General features: G+C 48.2%; 17 protein-coding genes. 13 read left to right on the top strand and 4 right to left on the bottom strand.

From position 1 onward, the window contains the following. Positions 1-68: 68 nt before the first annotated feature. The 11 genes from PREMU_RS10770 (at position 69) to PREMU_RS10720 (ending at position 14,797) form a co-directional block, all read left to right on the top strand. The gene (locus PREMU_RS10770; RefSeq protein WP_007575276.1) at positions 69-944 is read left to right on the top strand and encodes a peptidoglycan-binding protein; all 876 of its coding nucleotides are present in this window, start codon (positions 69-71) and stop codon (positions 942-944) included. Beyond that, positions 916-1,701, top strand: coding sequence for an XAC2610-related protein (locus PREMU_RS10765; RefSeq protein WP_007575274.1), 786 nt, complete (start codon positions 916-918; stop codon positions 1,699-1,701). Before PREMU_RS10770 ends, PREMU_RS10765 begins: the two co-directional genes overlap by 29 nt. Positions 1,702-2,475: 774 nt before the next feature. Beyond that, positions 2,476-3,060, top strand: a complete 585-nt coding sequence (locus tag PREMU_RS10760) for a hypothetical protein (protein WP_007575271.1) — start codon at positions 2,476-2,478, stop codon at positions 3,058-3,060. Between the two features lie 25 nt (positions 3,061-3,085). Continuing rightward, positions 3,086-3,529, top strand: coding sequence for a M12 family metallopeptidase (locus PREMU_RS10755; protein ID WP_050796419.1), 444 nt, complete (start codon positions 3,086-3,088; stop codon positions 3,527-3,529). Positions 3,530-3,731: 202 nt separating this feature from the next. After that, positions 3,732-6,050, top strand: a complete 2,319-nt coding sequence (locus PREMU_RS10750; protein WP_007575269.1) for an outer membrane beta-barrel family protein — start codon at positions 3,732-3,734, stop codon at positions 6,048-6,050. Between the two features lie 270 nt (positions 6,051-6,320). After that, entirely contained in the window at positions 6,321-6,941 is a 621-nt protein-coding gene (locus tag PREMU_RS10745) for a fumarylacetoacetate hydrolase family protein (RefSeq protein WP_007575267.1), read from the top strand. Positions 6,942-6,953: 12 nt separating this feature from the next. Beyond that, positions 6,954-10,553 (top strand): type IX secretion system sortase PorU, encoded by a 3,600-nt coding sequence (gene porU, locus PREMU_RS10740; RefSeq protein WP_007575264.1) that lies wholly within the window; start codon positions 6,954-6,956, stop codon positions 10,551-10,553. A gap of 25 nt (positions 10,554-10,578) precedes the next feature. After that, positions 10,579-11,760 (top strand): type IX secretion system outer membrane channel protein PorV, encoded by a 1,182-nt coding sequence (gene porV, locus PREMU_RS10735; RefSeq protein WP_040558969.1) that lies wholly within the window; start codon positions 10,579-10,581, stop codon positions 11,758-11,760. Positions 11,761-11,780: 20 nt separating this feature from the next. Continuing rightward, positions 11,781-12,257 (top strand): 2-C-methyl-D-erythritol 2,4-cyclodiphosphate synthase, encoded by a 477-nt coding sequence (gene ispF, locus PREMU_RS10730; RefSeq protein ID WP_007575261.1) that lies wholly within the window; start codon positions 11,781-11,783, stop codon positions 12,255-12,257. Positions 12,258-12,702: 445 nt separating this feature from the next. Beyond that, on the top strand, positions 12,703-13,977 hold the full coding sequence (locus PREMU_RS10725; RefSeq protein ID WP_007575259.1) for a glycosyltransferase family 4 protein: 1,275 nt from the start codon (positions 12,703-12,705) through the stop codon (positions 13,975-13,977). 40 nt (positions 13,978-14,017) lie between these two features. After that, a complete protein-coding gene (locus PREMU_RS10720; RefSeq protein WP_007575256.1) occupies positions 14,018-14,797 on the top strand; it encodes a glycosyltransferase family 2 protein in 780 nt (259 codons plus the stop codon). A 17-nt stretch (positions 14,798-14,814) separates the two neighbouring features. Here the strand turns inward: PREMU_RS10720 and PREMU_RS10715 are convergent, their stop codons facing one another. The 4 genes from PREMU_RS10715 to PREMU_RS10700 all read right to left on the bottom strand — a co-directional run bounded on the left by PREMU_RS10715 (position 14,815) and on the right by PREMU_RS10700 (position 19,309). Then, on the bottom strand, positions 14,815-15,786 hold the full coding sequence (locus PREMU_RS10715) for a peptidoglycan DD-metalloendopeptidase family protein (RefSeq protein ID WP_007575254.1): 972 nt from the start codon (positions 15,784-15,786) through the stop codon (positions 14,815-14,817). Between the two features lie 179 nt (positions 15,787-15,965). Beyond that, positions 15,966-18,065, bottom strand: coding sequence for an ATP-dependent DNA helicase RecG (gene recG, locus PREMU_RS10710; RefSeq protein WP_007575251.1), 2,100 nt, complete (start codon positions 18,063-18,065; stop codon positions 15,966-15,968). After that, positions 18,062-18,742 (bottom strand): 2-C-methyl-D-erythritol 4-phosphate cytidylyltransferase, encoded by a 681-nt coding sequence (locus PREMU_RS10705; RefSeq protein WP_007575249.1) that lies wholly within the window; start codon positions 18,740-18,742, stop codon positions 18,062-18,064. The genes recG and PREMU_RS10705 overlap by 4 nt, the downstream gene beginning before the upstream one ends. A 3-nt stretch (positions 18,743-18,745) precedes the next feature. Beyond that, on the bottom strand, positions 18,746-19,309 hold the full coding sequence (locus PREMU_RS10700) for a DJ-1 family glyoxalase III (RefSeq protein WP_007575247.1): 564 nt from the start codon (positions 19,307-19,309) through the stop codon (positions 18,746-18,748). A gap of 225 nt (positions 19,310-19,534) precedes the next feature. On the opposite strand from PREMU_RS10700, the gene PREMU_RS10695 reads away from it, so the two are divergent. Both PREMU_RS10695 and PREMU_RS10690 read left to right on the top strand, forming a co-directional pair. Next, a complete protein-coding gene (locus tag PREMU_RS10695) occupies positions 19,535-20,440 on the top strand; it encodes an NAD kinase (RefSeq protein ID WP_007575245.1) in 906 nt (301 codons plus the stop codon). 19 nt (positions 20,441-20,459) lie between these two features. Then, a complete protein-coding gene (locus tag PREMU_RS10690; RefSeq protein WP_007575243.1) occupies positions 20,460-22,145 on the top strand; it encodes an ABC transporter ATP-binding protein in 1,686 nt (561 codons plus the stop codon). Positions 22,146-22,192: the final 47 nt, after the last annotated feature.

Genomic DNA, 22,192 nt, shown 5'->3' with positions numbered 1-22,192 from the left:
CGTGCAAATCATTCGCGCCTTCTGTAGTTAGGATGTAATGTCAAACAATATTCATTAACAAAATAGATATGAATTCTGAAACAAGTGTTAAATCTGTATTGAGCGAGGCACCATCAATCTATGCAATCCAGCAAGGTTCGGCATACTTGAAAGTTGGTGACGTAGGTGATTCTGTTCTTACATGTAGAGGTTTGCTCAAACAAAAAGGCTATTCTTGCAATTTGACAAGCGAAACCTATGATTCAGCTTTGAAGAGTGTTATCGCAAAATTTCAAAAAGATTTCGGATTGACCAGCGACGGATTGTTGGGACAGTCAAGTTTAGCTGTCTTACAGGATAATGTGAGTGATACAGAATGGCTCGTTGACGGTGTGGTGAATATTACGGCTGGAAAATTGGCTCGTATGGGCTTCGGTAAGGAAGTTTTAAAACCCGCCAATGTTACGGCTCTGAATGAGATGTGTAACCGCTACCACATTACTTCTAAGACCAAAGTCAGACACTTTTTGGCCCAAGGCTTTGTTGAAACGGATAAAGGAAGAACCTTTACAGAGTACATTTATGTACCAGGAAAGGCCAAAAGTGAATATGATAAGAAGTACCAACGATATGCACCATACTGTGGTGGTGGCTTTATGCAATTGACATGGGAGGACAATTACACAGCATTCTACAATTACATGAAAGATACGCTGAAGGTTACTGATGAGGGGATAAAATTTCCAGCGGAATATGCCACCCAGCATGTTGCTAAGAATTATGCCTTTGAGAGTGCAGGTTGGTATTGGGATGTGTTCAAAGATATTAATACCAAAATATCCCAATGGGCTTCCTTATCAGCAGACGCAACTGTTACAAAGGTTACGCAAGAGATTAATGGTGGAACAAATGGCTTGCAAGCAAGAAAGGATGCATATGCAAAATCAAAGACGATATTTAAATAGACAAAATAGAGGAGTGTCAAGTTTGGCATACCTCTTGTTGTTATATATTACGCTATTGGTTATACCAATAGCGTGTATATCATGCCAACAAAACAAGCGTGTTGTATCAACAAGTAAGCACGATAACAGTATTCATGCCAAGATTCCTAGCGATACATCATCGATTCCTAGCGATACATCATCGGGGGGAAAAATATTCCATATAGATAATACTGTGACAATAAACAGCATAACTCATTTGCCTGACACCAACAAAATCTTTGTTTTTAGAGGTGATAAAAAAATTCAGACTATCATATATAAATATAATTGGGATGAATATGGCTCTCCTACCATAGGACGAGATTCAATAGGCAAAATTGATTTTGTGGATGTTGATTTTGATGGAAATAAAGACCTTTTAATCTACAGGGGAGGTTTCGGAAATCAGGGGGCCGATATTTATGATTGTTTCCTATGGAATGACAACGAAAATCAATTTAAAATTACCCCTTCGTTTTCTTATATATTGAATCCCTCAATAGATAATAGACAGAAATGTATATATTCTTTCTCCAGAGAAAATGCTTCTTGTTACGTTAATGTGAAATATAAATTTCAAAATGGGGAGTTTCGTGTTATTTCAACTTTGAAGGAGAAAGTTGATAATGACAAAATGGTGTATATATTAGAAACTTCCCAAAATGGTGTTTTACACAAAAAAATATTGCAGCCTGCAGATTTGGGAGAGTGGAAGGAAAAAATATTGAGAAAGTAAGGGTGCTGCCACTTGTTTGTATAGTCATAATAATGTTGTTCACTAATATGTGATGAGCGACATTATTTATGACTACGATAACGGCGATGAAGAATTTTCATGTAAAACGAAATGGAAATAGCAAAAAAAATAGAGAAGAATGTTGTTTTATAAAAACAGATTTACCCAAGCAAAAAATCGAGGATAAAAAATCCTAAAACATTCTTTATCCCCAATTAAATATCGTACCCTTGCAACCGAAAGAGTTCTTTGGACAGTTATGCAAATCACAGCAGGATACTACATTCTGTATATTTCTAATTCGTAACCTCTTCTTTTTATGAGATAAAAACTTATCTCATTCTCAATCACTTATAAAAAATATGTACTTTCAAGCATAGAATCTACTGATTTGGATGATTGCGGATATTCATTTTTTATATAGTATACCAAAAAAAGTACACGTTTTATTTGCAATATTCATTTTTTCTATTTATCTTTGCAGCAAATATATAACTGTGTTAGTAGTGTCCGCAATGGGACATTATGACGACAAGTAAAAACATCTTATGACAGAACCCTAAAAATTAAGAAAAAACATTATCATGAGTATCAATATTTTTTTATCTTTACAAAATAGACGATTATAAAGTGGGAACGGAGAAGCATGTTTTATCACTCATTTTCGTTCTTTCCTTGTATAATTAAAATAATTAAACATAAAATAAAATTGTCAGGAAACTATACAGCTAATACCATTTACCATCACATTTACAACAGATATAAACAAATGATATGAAACGTATCTATTATATTATATTATTATCCATTCTTCCTCTATTTGAATGTTGCGATAAAGTTTTTACTTTTGAAGGATATTCCGATTCTGAACTTGGATCTGCGACAATCAATGATAGCACTTATTATCAAATTGGATCAAAGTATATATTTACACCTTCGGTCGTGACAGGGCTACGTTCATCTGACAGTCTCATCACCTATCAGGCCAAATTGGCACCGAAGGACAATGGCTATCAGACGAAAGATGCTTCGTACGAACTATGCTTCTATATACGCAATGATTCAACTAATAAAATAACAGATATGAATTATAAATTAGAGCCAGACGAAGGCGTAGCCAATATTGTAGATGATGATGATTATCTTACTGTGCCAGGAAAACGAGTCTTGTCAGAACTCAAAAGGTGCAAAATAAAAGGAACAGCAATTGTAAGAGAAAGGGGGAAACACTTCAATAGTTATGGTGGTGACTTTAGAATTACAGAGATATACCATGACGGATTAAGATGTCGTGGCACCTATACTCTCCAAGGTGAGAACATTAAAATCAACGGAAAATTTGACGCAAACTTAGAATGAAACATCCTATTAAATTTCTCATACTATGTATGGCTCTGCCTATAGTGATGATTTTATAACCATAAATTGGGATAATATCAAAGAAAATTGTAAGTCACTTTTTGACAAGCAAAGCAAAAACTATACTATGAATGGAGCTTTTGACTTTTACTCCATTACACTTGCTTCCTCTTATTCTTTCAGCAAATATCCCTCTGATAAAAGTAAAAAGATACTTACTCGTAAAGGTGGGGCCAGCATTGCCCTACAATATCACCTATCTCCTTTGGACATTTATTTTCTCAACTTGCATTACTTACCACTTATAGCAAGAACTGATAATTATCTAGAGCTTGACTCTAGAGTTTATTACAATGGAAAATTACTAACAGATAACGAAAGAAAGGAATTGCAAAAACGGCTTAATGCACAAAGGGGACTTGCGGGAGAGCCACCTATAGAAAAAAGGATAGAACGACAACCTTGGTAATATAGGCTTTACTCAAATCTATAGCAACATGCTTCTGCTGACAAATATCATTAATTACATTGCACACCTTCTTATACTTCCATTTTCTTGACATTTGTTTCTTTTATATTTCTTATTTTTGCTATCATAAATGATGTCGTCAAGTCTTTATTGACAATGGCAGATAAGTAATGTCATTTTAAAATATATATACCATGCAATTATGAAACGGTTGACTTTATTATTTTATATATCCATAATAATGTTACCAATAACCTCTTATGCACAAAGTATAAAAGGGCGTGTCATTGATGAGTTATCACAACCATTACCATTCGCTAACATTATATTACTCTCTTTGAATGATTCGTCGTATATTCAAGGAACCATATCGAAAGATAATGGTATGTTCGAAATCGGAACCACGAATAAGAACTGCATACTGAAAGTGTCGAGCATAGGTTATAAGACAATTTATGTTAATATACAATCAGGAGACATCGGAAACATCGGAAATATTCAGATGCAACCCGAAACATATACAATGGGTAGCATGACCGTAATAGGGCACAGACCGCAGATTAAAATATCTGATGAAGGGATGGTCGTGAACATACAAAATTCACTATTACGTCAAGCTGGTACAGCTGATGATGTGTTATCTCAAATTCCAAGAGTCTCTGGTAGCAATGGCTCTTTTAATGTGTTTGGAAAGGGCAGACCACTTATTTATATTAATAATCGAAAAATCATCGATCCATCGGAACTCTTACTACTCAAATCATCTGACATAAAAGACGTTGAAGTAATAACCAATCCTGGAGCGCAATATGGTGGGGCTGTTCAGTCGGTAATTCGTATCAAAACAATTAGACAACGAGGTGACGGATGGAGCTTATCATCATATAGTTTTGTCAATATATCTCGCAAATTTAGCCCCATGGAATCTTTAAATCTAAAATATAGACATAATAATTTGGAGCTGTTTGGAAATATAAGACTCCACTCTTTACACAACAAACAATATGCAAAATTTGAACAAATTATGCACGGCGACCATTTGATCAAAGAGGTAGGCAAGGACACTATATTTAACAATGGGGATAAGCAGTTAAGAGCACAATTCGGAGGAAGTTTTGATATTAATGAAAACAATTCCTTTGGAATGACTTATAGCATTACCAAATCACTTCACGATGTTGTAAATTCGGTCTCTGCTCTTGATTTTTCGATAGAAAATGCTATGCAAGAACAAGTACGCATGAAATCAGCCTTTACTGCTTATCATACACCTGATCACGAATTTGATGCTTACTATACAGGAAAGGTTGGTAAACTGTCTGTGAACATTAATGGCAGCTATTTCCGAAGTAAACAGACAAAGTCACAGTCCAATGAAGAAAATAACAGTATTTCTGGGCTGCAATTTATAGATGTAAACAATGTTGTTAGAAATCAAATGTTGGCAGGAAAAATCATTTTAACATATCCAATATGGATAGGGAAATTGAACTTTGGGTCTGAGTATTCTGATGCACAGAGTGAAGCCAACAATAACAATGTTCAAAGAATTTTTGAAAATACAAATACAAAGATAAAAGAGAAAAACATAGCAGGATTCTTTGATTATAGTATTTCAATGGGAAAGGTACATGCTCGTGCTGGATTAAGATACGAGCATGTTGTCTCTGACTATTTTTCTAATGGTGTTTGGCAGAATGAGAATAGTCGAAAATACTCGGATTGGTTTCCAGATGTTTCTCTATCATGGAGTAAAGAAAAATGGCAGGTTCTAATAGGGTACAACGCAAAAATAGCAAGACCATCTTATCGTAATCTTTCAAGTTGGATGCAATATGATAATCGCTATGAGTACCAAGGTGGCAATCCTCTTCTTCGTTCTTCAAAGATACATTCAATTGATTTGACTGCTAAACGAAATTGGTTAACGTTTACGGCTGGTTATAAATACGTGAAGGATCAGGTAGCTTATGTGATGCGTCCCTATAAGGGTGATGTTTCCCTAAAGACCTATGATAATATAGATCAAACCCAAAATTTATATGCAATGGTATCAGCTTCACCAAAAATAGGTTTTTATCAACCTATGTATGAAGCGAGTGTTTCTAAGCAGTTCATTGACGATAATAACTTCGGTGATGGTACCTCTCTTAATCGTCCTCTATATTCTCTTCGAATGTACAATCGTTTTGTTATTCGGAAGGATTTTATTTTCAGTATTAATATTTTTTATTATTCGTCGTATGCTAATAGTCTTAGTATTTATAAAGAAAGTGGTTCTTTAGACTTGAATATCTATAAGAGTTTCTCTAAAAATAAATGGGTCTGTAATATTTGGGGGCGTGACTTATTGAATACTCGAAAGAGAAGATACACTATGTATGGTATTAATAGCACGTTTACAACCAATCAAGATATGGATTCTCGTTCTTTCAGCATAGGCTTTCAATATAATTTTAACATTACTAAAAATAAATACAGGGGCACAGGTGCAGGTAATGATGAAAAGGGGCGATTATAAATGAAAAATGCGGACAACGAACACAAAAAGGGCACGGGTAACGAAAAGTAACAAGTGAGTAACAAAAAATGATAGGCCATAGACTATGAAGGTCAGCCAAGAGAAGTTCACCTTCTTTTGAAGTACAAATGTAACAAATTGATAATCAATTCTCTTAATCAACTTTTTCTTTCTGTTTCTTAACCTGTCATTCTGATAAAGAGTTTGGCGGTCTAAAAGAAATGTGCTATCTTTGCAGCAATTGATTGTAACGACTACAAAACAGAGTAGATGAAGATATTCTGCGTGGGGATGAACTATCCCCAACACAATAAAAAAGAGTTGCGCGACACGTTATTGAAGACAGACGCCCCCATCATCTTCTTCAAGGCCGACTCGAGCCTCCAGAAGAACCGGAAACCGTTTTTCGTGCCCGATGACCTGGGCCGCATCGACTATGAGGGCGAAGTGGTGGTCCGCGTCTGCAAGCTCGGCAAGACCGTGCCCACGCGCTTTGCTCATCGCTACTACGACGCCGTGACGCTCGGCATCGACTTCACGGCCCGTGACCTGCAGCACAGGCTCTCTCTAAACGGCCAGCCCTGGGACTTGGCCAAGAGCTTCGACGGCGCGGCGACGATAGGCGAGTGGATTCCTAAAGAGCTGTTGCCTGACGTGCAGCGGCTCCGTTTCCACCTCGATGTCAACGGTACGACGGCGCAGGATGGCTATACGGGCGACATGCTGTGCCGTGTGGACGACATCGTGGCTTATGTCAGTCGCTTTTTCACGCTCAAGACCGGTGATCTCATCTTCACGGGCACGCCGGCTGGTGTGGGCCCAGTGCATGTCGGTGACCTCTTGGAGGGATGGATCGAAGAGCGTAAGGTGTTGGAATGCAGATGTAAGTAGAATAGGAATTTTATGGCGAGATATATCCGCTTGTTGTTTCTCATCGTCTCCGTGTGGGTTGCTCTTCCCTTGTGTGCCCAGCGTTTTTTCAACCTCACTTCTGACCAGGTGAGTGTGGACAGCGTCGTGCCGTCGTTTGCCTACACCCTGCCACTGCCGGCTGACCATACTGACTCAGTCTACACGGCGACGATACTCTATCCGGAGTTCATTGATATGACGCCCCTCGACGTGGCTCACTACCGGAAACTTGGTGGCGGCACGTTGCCGTCACTGCCCCAGGTAAGCTCTCAGATTGTGACCGACCGCCGGCAGGCCATGCTCCGCGTGAGCTTCTGTCCGCTTGTATTCAGGGACAGTAAATACCGGATACTCGTCAGTTTCATGCTCAAAGTTGATGCTCGAAAAGCACGGAAATCAGGGAATCTGACAGTCGGGAGCACTGGTGACCGTAAGAGTGGCGCGAAAGCTTTGTACAGGTCTCCTCTCTCTCAGCGTTACACTTCTCACTCTGTCTTGCGCAGCGGACAGTGGGCCAAGATACGTGTACCGGCCTCGGGTGTATATGAGCTCACGCAGGAACTGGTGCAGCGCGCCGGTTTCACTGACCTGCAACGCGTACACATCTACGGCTATGGCGGCACCTTGCAAGGCGAGGTGCTCGATGGCGCGACGCTTGCAGCGACCGATGACCTGCACGAGGTGGCGACCTGTACGGTCAACGGACGAAGACTCTTCTACGCTAAGGGCCCCGTGAGCTGGAGTAGCAATGACGCAGAGCGACGCACCCGCAATCCGTATTCAGACTATGGCTACTACTTCCTCACGGAAGATGACTCGCCCGTCAAGACTGTCGATTCCACGGCTTTCATCCGTAGTTTCTATCCCTCAGCTGATGATTATCACAGCCTACATGAGGTGGACGGGTATAGCTGGTACCCTGGTGGCCGTAACCTTTTCGACCCTACGGCAGTGACTGCAGGCAACAGTCAGACCGTGATGCTGACTCATCCCCGGGGGGCCACAAGGGGTCGCTTCTCGGTGTGCGTCTCTGCGGGGGCCACTGCCACAGTGAAGGTCACCATCAATCGTCAGGAGGCAGGCACGCTCAGTATTGACGTCCATGACGAGTACAGCCATGGCAATGAGAGCCGGGGCACTTATGCGCTGCCTGTGAGTACGTCGGTGACCGACACCGTACGGTTGGAGACACTCTCCGGCGGCCCTGTACGTCTCGACTATGTGTCGGCAGCGTGGGATAAACCCAAGTTAGCACCCAATCTCTCCGGCACTTTCCCCGTGCCGGAGTATGCCTGCAACATCACTAATCAAGACCATCACAGTGATCCGGAAGCAGATATGGTCATCATCATCCCCACCTCGCAGAAACTCCAGGAGCAGGCGAGACGGCTGGCCGACTTCCATGAGAAGCACGACGGGCTGCGCGTGAACATCGTGCCCGCTGATGAGCTTTACAATGAGTTCTCCAGCGGTACGCCCGACGCCAACGCCTACCGCCGCTACATGAAGATGCTCTACGACAGGGCCCAGACGGAGAAAGACCTGCCCCGATACCTGCTGCTTTTCGGTAACAGTGTGTGGGACAACCGGATGCTCACGTCCGACTGCCGCGGTCTCGACCCCGACGACTTTCTCCTGGCCTACGAGAGCGAGAACTCGTTCAATGCCATCTATTGCTATGTCGATGACGGCTTCTTCACCTATCTCGACGACGGTGAGGGTACCAATCTTACTACTGGCGATAAGGGTGAAAAGCTCGACATGAGCGATGTGGCTGTGGGCAGGTTCCCCGTGTCGACGCCAGAAGAGGCGAAGGTGATGGTTGATAAGACCATTGGTTATGTGGAAAACACCAACGCAGGCGATTGGGAAAACACAATCATGGTGATGGGCGACGACGGTAACGACAACATCCATATGCGTGATGCCGAGGAGGCGGCGGCACAGATACAGAGCCAGTGTCCGGCTTTCCGCGTGAAGAGGGTGATGTGGGATGCCTATAATGAGGTGGCGTCGGCAACGGGAAACACCTATCCGGAGGTCACCAGTCTCATCAAGCGACAGCAGGCGCAGGGGTGCCTCGTCATGGACTATTGCGGCCATGGCAGTGCCAACCAAGTGGCCCACGAGCGCATCCTCTCGCTCGACGACTTTAAGACGTTCAGTAACAAGAACCTTCCGCTCTGGGTCTTCGCAGCCTGTGACATCATGGCCTTTGACGGTGTGGAGGAGAATATCGGTGTCTCGGCGGTGACCAACTCGCGTGGAGGTGCCGTGGCCGTTTATGGCACCACACGCACGGTGTATGAAAACTACAACCGCATCATCAATGAAGCCTATCTGAAACATGTGCTCAGCCAGACTGACGGCAAGCCTGTCACCCTGGGTGAGGCACAGCGACTGGCCAAGAATGAAATCATCAGACTGGGCAGCCGGAATGGTGATGTCACCGTGAACAAGTTGCAGTATGCGCTGCTCGGCGATCCCGCCATTGCCCTCAATCAGCCAACGGGCAAGGTGGTGATTGACTCCATCGACGGTCAGGTGGTGGCAGGCGGCGCCGTGGCGCATGTAGTGGCCGGAGAAGTGGTAAGAATCTCTGGACATGTTGCTGGAAATGCGCAGTTCAAAGGTACGGTAAACGTCAGCGTGCTCGACTCCAAACAGCTCGTCACCTGCCGTGGGAATGTCAGCGCAGAGGTCAAAGACACCGTTTTCTCCTTTTATGACCGGCTGAAAACCATTTATAGCGGCAGCGACAGTATTGTGAACGGAAGGTTCAGCGTGTCGTTTGTCGTGCCCTTTGACCTAAACTACAGTGGCGACACCGGACTGATCCATGCCTTTGCCGTGAGCCGTGACCACACCATCCTGGCACATGGCCGTTCGGATGCGCTGGTGTTGGGTGACGACGGCTGTCAGAAAACTGACAGCGTGGGGCCGAAGATCTTCTGCTATCTCAACAGTCCGGAGTTTACGGATGGCGGCGATGTGAATATCAGTCCTTACTTCGTGGCGCAGCTCAGCGACGCCAGCGGCATCAATGCCACGGGCAATGGGGTGGGGCATGGGTTGGAACTCGTCATCGACGGCGACGCTACTAAGACCTATAGCCTTGACGATAACTTCACCTACGACTTTGGGTCGCACACCAATGGCAACACCTATTATAATATCCCCGCATTGGAACCAGGCTTGCACAAGCTGCTGTTCAGGGCCTGGGACACCATGAACAATTGTTCGACGGCGCAGTTGTCGTTCAACGTTGTCAAGTCGCTCAAGCCCACCATCTATCAGGTTGACGTGACGAAGAACCCCGCGTCCACTGCTACGACGTTCATTGTCAGCCACAATCTGAGCGGTTGTGAGGTGGACGTGGTGATTGATGTGTTCGATATGAGTGGCCGCCAGCTCTGGACCTACAGGGCGAGCAGCGCGCAGCAAGGCGCCTTGACGGTCGACTGGGACCTGTGCGACGGCAGTGGTCATCGGCTTGGCACAGGTGTCTATCTCTATCGGGTCAGGCTCTCGGCAGATGGCAGTCAGATGGCGACAAAAGCCAAGAAACTTATTGTTGTCAACAATAATTAGTCCGCTTTGGCGTTTATATACCATGATGAAAGATACGTTTAGATTCTATATCTGCAGTGTTCTGCTGCTGGCAGCATTGACAATGAGTGCGCAGGAGAAGCGCGATATGTTCAATCCTGTCAATACCTCGGTGACCTCACAGACCATTGCTCCTGACGCCAGGGCCGGTGGTATGGGCGACGTGGGCGTCGCAACGGAGGCCGATGTCAACTCACAGTACTGGAATCCCGCCAAATACCCCTTCGCTATCAGTCGTGCAGGCGTGGCGCTGAACTTCACACCGTGGCTCCGACCGATCGTCAACGACATCAATCTCGGCTATGTGGCCGGCTATTACCGCATCGGCGACTATTCGGCCGTGTCGGGTTCACTGAGGTATTTCTCGTTAGGAGAGGTGCAGCTGTCAGAGAATAATTCCGTTAATGACCCCGCGATGACCATCAATCCCTATGAGATGTCGCTCGACGTGGCTTACTCATTGATGCTCAGTGAGAAGTTCTCCATCGCCGCGGCTGTGCGCTGGATCTATTCCGACCTGACGTATGACTATACCAGCGACACGTCGCCAGGGTCGGCCTTTGCCGCGGACCTCGGACTTTACTATCAGAGCAACCCCGTGATCAGTGAGCATGAATGTCAGTTGGGTCTGGGAATGAACATCTCCAATATCGGCAGCAAGATTACGTTTGGTGGCAGTGACAACAGCTATTTTATACCTACCAACCTCCGTGTTGGAGCTTATCTGAAGTATCCTTTGGACGAATATAATGCCATCGGTTTTGCCGCCGATGCCAACAAACTCCTTGTACCCACCTATCCTAAGCAGAAGGACGGCGAGACGACGGAAGAGTATCAGCAGCGGGTGCAGAAGGACTATTACGATGTCTCAAGCATTGGCGGTATCTTTAAGAGCTTCAGTGATGCGCCCGGAGGCTTTAAGGAGGAGATGCAGGAGGTGCAATGGAGTGTCGGTGCGGAGTACACCTACAATGACCGTTTCGCGCTCAGAGCCGGTTATCATCACGAAAGTACCAATAAAGGCAACCTGAAATACTTCACTGTAGGCGCGGGATTCAAGATGAGTGCTTTCCAGTTGGACGCCGGATATGTCATTGCCACGGCGAAGAGCAATCCTCTGGACCAGACATTGCGTTTCTCACTCACCTTCGATATGGATGGGTTGAAGGATCTCTTTAATAAACGGTAGCTTTTCAAGAGAATCAAGATATGTTCAGAATAGGAATGGGCTATGATGTCCATAAACTTGTTGAGGGCAGAAAACTGGTATTGGGCGGCATAGAAATACCTCACTCGTTAGGGCTCTTAGGCCACAGTGACGCTGACGTGCTCATTCATGCCATCTGTGATGCACTGTTGGGAGCCGCTAACATGCGCGACATAGGTTATCATTTTCCTGACACTTCGGAGAAAACGCTCAATATGGACAGCAAGGTCATCTTGAAGAAGGTCATTGAGCTCATCGCTTCAAAGGGCTACGAAGTAGGCAATATAGACGCCACGGTGTGCGCTGAACGCCCAAAGCTCAATCCTCATGTTCCGGCCATGAAAGCATGTCTGGCCCGTGTCATGGGCTGTGACGAAGGCCAGATCAGCATCAAGGCCACGACAACAGAGAAGCTCGGCTTCACGGGGCGTGAGGAAGGCATCGCGGCCTACGCCGTGGCATTGATAGTAAAAGGGTAGGGTTAGGCCTTGCGTCCTTACGCAACTGGAATCTCATCAACTTGTCAGTAAAAGGCAATACGCCGGGACTCATCAACAAGCCCCGGCGTATTGTTATGTTTAACTGAAATAAATCCTGAACAAAATGAATGCCTCACGGTATCCAAATCGTTTCCGTTAAACAATCTATCAAATCTACCTTAAACCTAATAACTAAAAACCTAAATCTATTACTACTAACCTAAACAATCTATTAACCTTTTGACTTTGCAAAGGTACAGCTATTACAATGATATTGCAAGGCTATGATTTTGTTTTTTCAATAAATGGATAATTAATTGATTTAAATCAATTATTTGTGTACGGGCACACCATTATGTTGTAACCTGGGCTTACTTCTTCAGAACATATTGACGGTTTTTCAAATCCTTTTCTTAACTTTGCCATCAAATACGAAAGTATGGCAATGAGAGTTCTGATAGTTAATACGAGTGAGCGTGCCGGAGGTGCGGCGGTAGCTGCAGGCAGGCTGATGGACGCTCTCAACAACAATGGCGTGAAGGCCAAGATGCTGGTACGGGATAAAGTATCGGATGAGATCACGGTGGTGGGGCTACATGGCGGGCTGTGTCAACGGCTCCGCTTCTTGTGGGAGCGGTGGTGTGTTTATGTCCATCTGCATTTCCATCATGAGCATCTCTTTGAGATAGACCTTGCCAATACGGGTGCAGACATTACGCGACTGCCGGAGTTTCAGGAAGCTGATGTCATTCATCTGGCCTGGATCAATCAAGGATTCCTGTCGTTGAAGAGCATTCAGAAGATTCTCAAGAGCGGGAAGCCTGTCGTGTGGACGATGCATGACCTGTGGCCTGCCACGGGCATCTGCCATGCTACTTTGGGCTGTCAGTCGTTCAAGGGCGTGTGTCGCCATTGCCAGTATTTGCCTGGCCGGGGCAGTGATAAGGACTTGTCTACCCGTATTTTCAGCCGGAAGAAGAGGCTGTATGCCAACAGTGGCATTCATTTTGTGGCCTGCAGCAGATGGCTGGGCAACAGTGCGCGGGACAGCGGCCTGTTGACAGGCATGCCTTTGACGGTGATTCCCAATCCCATTGACACGCATATCTTTTTCCCTAAAGACAAGGAGCAAGCGCGCCTGCACGCTTCTCTGCCGGCAGACAAACGTATTATTCTTTTTGTCGCTCAGCGCGTGACGCTGGAGCGTAAGGGTATTGCTTATTTTGTAAAGGCCATTTCAACACTCGCTGAACGCTATCCTGACATGAGGCAGAATACGGTTGTCGTTGTGCTTGGGAGCCATGCCGATGAGGTGGTTTCAGACTTGGTGCTGCCGACCATACCTATGGGATATGTCGACAATGAAAGGCAGATGGTGGACATCTACAATGCGGCCGATGTCTTTGTCATGCCTTCACTTGATGAGAATCTTCCCAATACAATCATGGAATCGATGGCGTGTGGTGTGCCTACGGTTGGCTTTAAGGTCGGTGGCATTCCAGAGATGGTTGATCACCAGAAGAATGGATACCTTGCCGCATATAAAGATGCCGGCGACCTTGCTGCAGGCATCCACTGGGTGCTGGATGAGGCGGATGGCGAGACGCTGAAGAGGCAATGCGTGCAAAAGGTCATGGCATGTTATTCACAGCGCTCTGTGGCGATGAAATACATTGAGGTGTATAACCAGACGCTTGCTTTCAAGAATTATAAGTTATAGTCTCCCGTCTTCTTCCCAGTTTCTGACAAGATAAAAATCAATGATAAAGTTCTCAATCATTACGTGCACTTATAATGCTGCACCGGTGTTACGACGTACCCTTCTCAGTGTGCTGAACCAGAAATACAGCAACGTGGAGCATATCATTCTTGACGGATTGTCGCATGATAGCACTGTCGAGATGGCGATGGAGTATAAGAAACGCTCGGATAAGGCGGGGAATGATCACGAGGTAACGGTGATCTCGGAGAGAGACCAGGGGCTTTACGACGCGATGAACAAAGGTATCCGCCACGCGGCAGGTGACTATCTGCTGTTTCTGAATGCTGGAGACGTCTTTCCTGACAACGACACTTTGGATGCTGTTGCTGCCTGCATTGCCGATGGAGAGCAGCTTCCCGGAGTGCTCTATGGTGATACGGACATCGTGGATTTAGACAGTCTTTTTTTGCGTCATCGCCGCTTGAGCCCGCCGAAGAGGCTGTCGTGGCGCTCGTTTAAACGGGGCATGTTAGTTTGTCACCAGGCTTTCTATGTACGTACCGACCTTGCCAAGGCGACACCTTATAATAATGTGGACTATCGTTTTTCGGCTGATGTGGACTGGTGTATCCGTGTTATGAAGCTGTGTGCCCAACGTCATTTGGCTTTGAGAAATGTCAATAGGGTGGTGGTCAATTACCTGGATGGGGGCATGACAAACAAAAACCATAAAGCTTCGCTGAAGGAACGGTTCCATGTCATGGCGAAGCATTATGGTTATATTCAGACGATTTTCTTACACCTGTACTTTGCTTTCAGGTCAGTTGTAAGAAGATAAGAATAGCTGTAGATGGTTTAAACGTATCTGATGATCATTCCAGGGCGGACCTTCTGGCTTCTGCTGTGGAATCCATTGAGCTGTACAAGCTTCTCGATGCTCACGCCAACTTTCTTGGCAATGGACGCGAGGGTTTCCCCATTCTGTACTTTATAGTAGACGCGCTCTGGTGCGTTTATGGCCTCACGCACATCTTCCGGCGTGTCGTTGTCATCGTGTCCGACCTCACCATAAATCATGTCGTGTGTATAACCGCCTCTGCCGATCTTTCCTCGTTCACGTGTGGCGATTTCAGATTCGCGGTCGTAAGTGCGTTTGTTGAACACATAGTAGTCGCCTGTCACATCCTGATTCCGGAAGTCGAAGAAGAGTGCTGGATTGAGTGCCACGCCGCAGAGCCGTGTCTCAAAGTGCAGATGGGAGCCTGTGCTTCGGCCTGTGTTTCCGCCCAGACCGATGGGCTCGCCGGCTCTCACGCTTTGGTTCTCGCTGACAAGCTGTTTGGAGAGATGCCCGTAAATGGTTTCCAGGCCATTGGGATGCCGTATGACGATGTAGTTGCCATAGCCTGCTGCCTCATAGCGTACGACACGGACTTTGCCCGAGAAAGCGGCGCGGATGGTGTCGCCGATATATACTTTAATGTCCAGTCCCTTATGCTGGCGTCCCCATCTCGTGCCGAAATTGCTCGTCACCACGCGGCTGGGCGTGGGCATGCAGAAGTGTCGAAGGTTGATGGTAAAGGAGTCGGGGAGCTCTGTGGCCCTATGCGCATAGGTGTTGTCCCATTCGTCACCGTACAGTTGCGCTGCGGGTGACTGGATGTTCTCACGCTTAATAATACTCTTTACCTCCAGTGAATCCAGCTTCTTCGCGCGCCGGTCCACTGGTGCCTGTCTTGCAAGAAGGTCTTGTGCCACAACGGTATTTGTGGACAATGTTAAAAGCAATAATACCCCAAGGGCTTTTATTTCCTTTTTTATCAACATGTAGCTTATTTTCTTTCAGGTCTGCAATGAGACCGTATCCGTAGTTTCATTTACATCGACAAAGGTAAGAAAAATATCCCTGACTTGATTTTCCTCAAGTCTTTTTTATGGGTAGTTTAACAGAAATTGCGCGCAATCCGCATTCAATTAACACTTATTATGGAGTTATTGACACACTGTCAGCTAATGACGCCCCAATTGACATTTGTGTTTCTCAGTTCGCGCAAATGTTGCCAAAGCAACACATTTTCGGGCCGTGAACAGTCAGGATCGCCGTCCACGATGTTCTTTGCCTCGTTGCGGGCAAGTTGTACGATTTGTCCGTCGCGCGCTATATTTGCGATCTTCAGGTCGAACGCCATACCACTTTGAGCCGTGCCTTCCAGGTCACCTGGCCCACGGAGCTTCAGGTCAGCTTCGGCAATGCGGAAGCCGTCATTGGTCTGGCACATGATATCAATACGCTTGCGGGTGTCTTGAGACAGTTCATAGCTGGTGACGAGGATGCAGAAGCTCTGTTTCGCGCCACGTCCCACGCGTCCCCGCAGCTGATGGAGCTGCGAAAGGCCAAACCGTTGTGCGTCCATGATGACCATGACAGAGGCATTGGGGACGTTGACACCCACTTCTATCACCGTCGTGGCAACGAGTATCTGCGTCTTGCCGCTCACGAACCGCTGCATTTCCGTCTCCTTGTCCTTGGGCTTCATCTGTCCGTGTACCTTGCTCATGGTGAACTGGGGGAAAATTTGTCGCAGGGCTTCGTAGCCGTCCTCTAAGTTTTTCAGGTCTTTTTTCTTGCCTTCCTCAATGACGGGGAAGACGATATATACCTGCCGGCCTTCCTTTACCTGCTTAGCGATGCCGGCATAGAGCGAGGTCATCTGGTTATTGTATTTATGAATGGTTACGATGGGCTTGCGTCCTGGCGGCAGTTCATCAATGATGCTCACATCAAGGTCGCCGTAGAGCGTCATGGCAAGGGTGCGGGGGATCGGCGTGGCCGTCATCACCAGGATATGTGGCGGCCGCTCACTTTTTCCCCACAGCTTGGCACGCTGGGCCACACCGAAGCGGTGCTGCTCGTCGATGACAGCAAGGCCAAGGTTCTTGAAGACGACATTGTCTTCAATCAGTGCATGTGTGCCCACGAGGATGTTTACCGCACCGCTGGCCAGCGCGTCCAGTACTTCCGTCCGTTTCTTCCCTTTCACGATGCCGGTGAGCAGTTCCACGCGTATGTCCATGCCTTTAAGAAAGCCGTTGATGGTCTGTAGGTGTTGCTCGGCAAGGATCTCTGTGGGCGCCATGATGCACGCCTGAAAACCGTTGCCGATGGCGATGAGCATGGTCATGAGCGCCACTAAGGTCTTTCCTGAACCCACATCACCTTGCAGCAGCCGGTTCATCTGGATGCCCGAACGCATGTCGTCACGTATCTCGTGCATGACACGTTTCTGCGCATCGGTAAGCTCAAAATGGAGATGATTCTTATAAAAGGTGTTGAGCGGCTCGCCGACATGGGTCAGCGTATAGCCGTGGTATTTGTGGCGTTGCTCAGTGGCATAGCGCAGGATGTTGAGTTGTACATAAAACAGTTCCTCAAACTTCAGCCGTTCCTGTGCTTGCTGCACGTCGCGCAGCGACTGCGGGTAATGGATCTTCCTGAGCGCCTCCTCCCTTGAGATGAGGTGCAGTCTTGTGGTCATTCCGGGCAGCAATGTCTCTGTGATGGAGCCTTGAGGAATGCGCGCCACCAGCGCCTTGGTCATCTTCTCGATGGCTCTCGACGTGAGTCCGCGGTCTTTCATCGTCTGCGTAGTGATGTAGTAAGGCTGCATGCCCATGGTGGAAAGCTGCACGTTGGCGGCTTTCTCCATGTCGGGATGCGCAAACTGATAACGTCCGTTGAAAGGCTGCGGCTTGCCGAAGACAATGTATTCCGTGCCGGGCTGATAACTGTCATAAACCCAGTTCTTGCCCCCAAACCACACAAGGTCTACCATGTCACGGCCGTCGGAGAAATGGGCTACGATGCGTTTGCGGCGGCCTTCACCGAATTCCTCAAAACTCTGAATGGCACCTTTGATCTGCACTAATGGCATGTCACCGCTCAGCTCACGGATGGGGTATATCTTTGAGCGGTCCACATATTTATAAGGGTAATACTCAAGCAAGTCACCCCAATTCTTGATGTTGAGCTGACTGGCAAGTATCTCCTTGCGCTTAGGTCCTACGCCTGGGAGATACATGATGTCCTGCGAGAGAATGCTGTTCAATCGTTTGTCTGGGCCAAGACCTCCGCTATTTTCAGGTCGAATGGCGTAGTAATCTTGATATTCTCACGGTTGCCTTCTACAGTGTTGACGCTGATTCCGAGGCTTTCCACCACGGAAGCGTCGTCGGTGAAAGTCTTTCTGTCAGGCTGGTCGAAGGCTTGTCGTGCTATGTTGATGTTGAACACCTGCGGCGTTTGCACGGCGCGGTAAAGGGTGCGGTCCACGGTGAAGGTGCGGGTGGTGCGCGCGTCGACGTGGCGCAGGGTGTCGGTGACGGGCACTACGGGCACGGCGGTGTATTCCTCACGGGCGGTCTCATAGCAGGCTTTGATGACCTGCGTCGAGACGAACGGGCGCACGCCGTCGTGAAAACCCACTACGCCGTCTGTGCCTTCGGGTATGAGGGCCAGCCCGTTTCTGGAGCTCTCAAAGCGTGTGGCGCCTCCGTCGGCAACGCGATGGGGAATGGTGAAGTGGTGTTCCTGGCACAACTCCCGCCACGTAGGCTGCTCGTCTTTGGGCAATACAACGATGATGCGGAGGTCGTGGCTGTAGTTGTAGAACTGTTCGACGGTACGCATCAGCACGGGCTTACCGCCCACCGGCAGAAACTGTTTAGGCACGGCCGTGCCCATGCGTGCGCCGCGTCCTCCGGCAACAATGATGATGTAATCCATTGATTATCGCTGCATCAGATGCGCGAATTGCATCTTCCTTTCCAGATCCATCACCTGTTCTTCTGGGATGAAATACCCGAGGATATGGTAGGCATAGGGCAGTGAGGCAGCCGGTCCCTCGCCTGTTGTCACCAGTCCGTCTTCCTCGAAGAGGTTGCCGGTATAGGTGGCGCCGGTGAGATATGTCTGAAAACCTGGTGAGCAGGTGGCACGTTTGCCTTCGAGAATGCCGATGGAGCCGAGCACCATGGGCGCGGCACAGATAGCCGCCACGCGTTTGCCGGCATCATATTGCGCTTTGAGCGCGTTGCGCACGCCTTCATGAGCGTTAAGATTGGCGGAGCCGGGCATGCCGCCGGGAAGCATCAGCAAGTCGGCATCGGTGAAATTGCCGTCTTCGAATAGCAGGTCGGCCTTGACGGTCACGCCATGCGACGATTCCACAAGCTCACTGCCTGTCACGCTCACGGTCTTCACTTCCAAACCACCGCGCCGAAAGATGTCCACGGGAGCCAATGCCTCGATCTCCTCGAAGCCGTTGGCCAAAAACTCATATACCTTTGCCATAGTTGTATGTCATAAAATGATGCTCACGATTTTCATCGCTGCATGGTTGCTTATAATATAGATATGTATACTATTGCAAAGATAAGGAAAAATAGTGACGATGGGGGGAAAAGAGCGGCTTTTAACAAATATTTAAGCTCTCTGGCTCATTATTTCTATTCTTTTGACATCAACTGCGCTTTATTTTTGTATCTTTGTTCCGCCAATGAAATATTATCCAGGAGAATGCAAGATAAACGACTTCGTTTCGCCATTTTCGGCAATGAATATCAGGCTCGGGAGAGTGCGGGCGTAGAGCAGGTACTGGCCTGCCTTTGTGATCGCGGCGCCGAGGTTTGCGTTGACCGTCCGTTTTATGAATATCTTTCTCACGGCAAGCATATGAACGTGAAAGCCGACGGTGTCTTCGACGGCTATAATTTCGATGCCGACTACGCCATCTCCATCGGCGGCGACGGCACGTTTCTCAGGGCTGCCAATCGCATCATGGCTAAAGGTACGCCTATCATCGGCGTCAACACCGGCCGTTTAGGGTTCCTGGCCGAGGTGTTGCCGGGGGAGTTTGGTGAAGCCCTTGACGATATTTACGCGGGCCGGTGCGAGTTGGAGGAGCACACAGTCATACAGACAGAAGCCGACAGCCGCGACACGGCCGGTGCGCTGCCCCTTGAAGGCTGTCCCTATGCGCTCAACGACATTGCCATCCTCAAGCGCGACACTGCATCCATGATCACTATCCGGACCTATGTCAACGACGACTTCCTCGTGACCTATCAGGCCGACGGACTTGTCGTCTCCACGCCGACGGGATCCACAGCCTACAATCTCAGCAATGGCGGGCCCATCATCGTGCCCAACAGTGGCAACATTTGTCTCACGCCCGTGGCACCCCACAGTCTCAACATCCGCCCCATTGTGCTCAACGACACCACCGTCGTCAAGCTTGAGGTAGAGAGCCGAAGCCACAACTTTCTTGTGGCTATCGACGGCCGCTCAGAGAAACTCCATGAAGGCACGGTCCTGATCATTCGCAAAGCGCCCTGTAAAGTCAAGATCGTCAAGCTGCGCTCCAAGCGTTATTTCTCCATTCTGCGCGAGAAACTCATGTGGGGCGCCGACCAGCGCGGATAAAAAACGAAAAGAACAATTCATGTCAAGTTTTATCAAGAAAGCTTTTCGGTTACAGGAATCGAAGTACAAATTGGGTGAGATTCTTCGGTGGTTGTGGCACGTATGGCGTGGCAACCGCCTGCAGGCATGTCTCAACGCCCTTATTGGCCTGTTGGCCGTGGGGGTGTCGCTGGCACAGGTCGGCACCGTACAGCATGCCATTGATGTGGCGAGTGGATCGGTCAAGGGCAACCTCTATTGGGCTGTGGGCCTGATAGGCATCCTTGTGCTGTGCGATTTCCTGCTCGGCATCAGCAGCACCTGGGTGCAAAACCTGCTCGGCATCCGTGCGCAGAACCGCATGCAGCAGCGCATGCTCGACCGTATCCTCCGCTCACAGTGGCACGGCAGAGAGCACTACCACTCCGGAGACGTGCTCAACCGTCTTGAGTTTGACGTGGCCAATGTGGTCGACTTCCTCACACAGACCATTCCCAACACGCTCTCCGTCTTGACCATGTTTATCGGGGCCTTCTGCTATCTCTTCTTTATGGACAGTGTGCTGGCCCTTATCACCGTGGCCATTATTCCCGTGTTTGTGGTGTTGAGCAAGGTTTATGTCAACCAGATGCGCAGGCTCACCAAGGACGTGCGCACCGAAGACTCGCATGTGCAGAGCGCCTTGCAGGAGACCATCCAGCACCGCATGCTCATCAAGACCCTGGAGAGCGAGGGCATGATGGTGGACCGGCTGGAGCGCATCCAAAGCGTTCTGAGACACAAAGTGGTGCGCCGCACGCTGTTCTCGGTGTTCAGCAACACCATTCTCAACATAGGCTTCGCCTTAGGCTATCTGGTAGCCTTTCTCTGGGCAGCCGTTCGCATGTCGGCCCACTCGCTCTCTTTTGGCGGAATGACGGCATTCTTGCAGTTAGTCAACCGCATCCAGAGTCCGGCTCGCAGCCTGACAAAGCTCGTGCCGGCTTTTGTTTCCGTCTTCACTTCCGCCGAGAGGCTGATGGAATTAGAGGAGAACCCGATGGAGCAACAGGGTGATCCCGTTGTGCTGAAGTCCCCGTGCGGCATCCGCATGGAGCACGTGAGCTATGCTTACGATGACGGCAACGAAGTGCTTCATGACCTGAACTTCGATTTCGCTCCAGGCACGTGTACGGCCGTACTCGGTGAGACGGGTGCGGGTAAGACCACGCTCATCCGTATCATCCTCGGCCTGGTCATGCCTGGGAGTGGAGGAGCATCCATCTACACCCGTCACTCATCGTCCGTCCTTTCCCACCGCCTCTCTCCTCTCACGCGTTGCAACCTCGCTTATGTGCCGCAGGGCAACACACTCCTCAGCGGCAGCGTGCGCGATAACCTCAGGCTGGGCAAGCTCTCGGCTACCGATGAGGAGATGCGGGCTGCCTTGCATATGAGTTGTTCCGACTTCCTCTTCGAGGAGGCTGACGGCCTTGACACGCTCTGCGGCGAGCAGGGCAGCGGGCTCTCTGAAGGACAGGCGCAGCGCATCGCCATCGCCCGCGCATTGCTCAGAGCCCGTCCCGTGTTGCTCCTCGACGAGGCCACCTCGGCCCTCGACCCTGATACCGAGCGCCATCTGCTCCACAACATTCTGACAGACAGGAAGCGCACCGTCATCTTCATTACCCACCGTCTCGCCGTGAAGGATTATTGTGACCAGACGATGACCATCGAAAAAATCTGAGCGGCATCTCACCTTGTCGATCCGGTCATCTCATCAAAATAGCGATC

This window comes from Hallella multisaccharivorax DSM 17128 (assembly GCF_000218235.1).
GTDB classification, from domain to species: domain Bacteria; phylum Bacteroidota; class Bacteroidia; order Bacteroidales; family Bacteroidaceae; genus Prevotella; species Prevotella multisaccharivorax.
The sequence above is the reverse complement of the archived record's forward strand: the minus strand, read 5'-3'. Positions and strand labels throughout refer to the sequence as shown.